The 1,422-nt window shown below is 57.9% G+C and carries 2 protein-coding genes; both read right to left on the bottom strand.

Annotated elements, in window-relative coordinates; translation table 11 throughout:
* Positions 1–114: hydantoinase B/oxoprolinase family protein (locus D5S03_RS00490; protein WP_287042373.1), on the bottom strand; the 114-nt coding region annotated here is incomplete at its 3' end.
* Positions 115–141: 27 nt separating this feature from the next.
* The coding region (locus tag D5S03_RS00485) for a hydantoinase/oxoprolinase family protein (RefSeq protein WP_287042372.1) at positions 142–1,422 on the bottom strand (1,281 nt) is incomplete at its 5' end.

The following is a 1,422-nucleotide window of genomic DNA, read 5'->3' as shown; positions in this document are numbered from 1 at the left end:
GCGTTCCTTGATGTTGGAGGAAAAGGCCGTCCGGGTCAAAACCATGCCCATCTCCTCGCAGATGGAGGAGAAGCGGTTCTTGAAGACCTCCAGAAGTATGGGGTTTATGGTCATGGTAATAATCTGAATTTTTTCATGGGGTTAATCTGCATCCAGGATATCAAGAACTATGTTGCCCCAGTTATCCACCCTTGCCCGGGCAAAGGGCGGGACAAACACTGTAGAAGTGTACTCGGTGATCACTGCCGGGCCTGCAAATCCATTGCCCGGCAAAAGTTCATTCCGGTCCAGGACAGGGGCGGAAATAAATCCACCTTCAAAATAGAGCTGGGTCTGTCCATAAAAAGCCTTGTCCGAAACCTGCTCATCCCCTGGGGTAGAGGGCTGCAGGGCGGGCTTTGCAGGAGTTCCGGCGGCCCTTAGTCTCAAACTTACAACCTCCATATCCCTTCCCTGATGGATATAGCCATACTTCTGCCGGTGCAGCTCTTCAAATCCATCCCCGGGGTCCTGCCCCATACGCCAGGGCACCATTATTTCAAAAGACTGTCCCTGGTAGCGCATATCCAGGGACCTGTGCAGACTTAAGCTGTCTTCATTAAAACCCTCCTGCAGCATTTCCTCCCGGGCCTGCTCTTCCAGGGGGCCGAAGAGTTTCTGCAGGCGGCCGTGGGTAGCCTTCCCGTGTCCCAGCATCACTGTCCGGGAATAATCCCTGATGACGTCAGCCAGGACCATGCCCATGGCCGAGAGCACCCCGGGGTTGGCCGGTACAAGCACCCTGGGCATGGACAGCATGCGGGCCAGCTCTGCGCAGTGCAGCCCCCCTGCTCCGCCAAAGGATACCAGGGTGAATTCCCTGGGATCAAATCCCTTTTCCACGGAAATGACCCTTATGGCCCGTTCCATACTGGTGTCCGCCACTGACAGAACCCCCTGAGCCAGATCCATGGGCTCCAGCCCGGCCCGGCCGGAAAGTTCTTCAAAGGCCGCGTCCAGGCTTTTTCTGTCCAGGGTCATCCCCCCACCCAGAAATCTGTCCGCCTGAAGACGCCCCAGAAACAGGTGCGCATCCGTCACCGTGATCTCACTTCCACGGCCGTAACATATGGGGCCTGGGTCCGACCCGGCGCTTTCAGGCCCCACCTTCAGGGCCCCGCCGGCATCCAGCCTGGCTATGGAACCGCCCCCTGCCCCCACGGTATGAATATCCAGCATGGGCACCTTCAGGGGAAAACCTGAGAGGCAGGTTTCCGTGGACAGGGGCAGAGCCTTGTCCATAAGACATACATCCGTGGAAGTACCGCCCATGTCCAGGGTGATGATTTTCTCCAAGCCGGCCCTTTTTGCTGTTTCCACTGCTCCCACCACTCCCCCGGCCGGTCCCGAAAGGATGGTCCGCACGGGCTCCTGCATGGCCTG

Source organism: Desulfonatronospira sp. MSAO_Bac3 (assembly GCF_003838035.1).
GTDB classification, from domain to species: Bacteria; Desulfobacterota; Desulfovibrionia; order Desulfovibrionales; family Desulfonatronovibrionaceae; genus Desulfonatronospira; species Desulfonatronospira thiodismutans.
The sequence above is the reverse complement of the archived record's forward strand: the minus strand, read 5'-3'. Positions and strand labels throughout refer to the sequence as shown.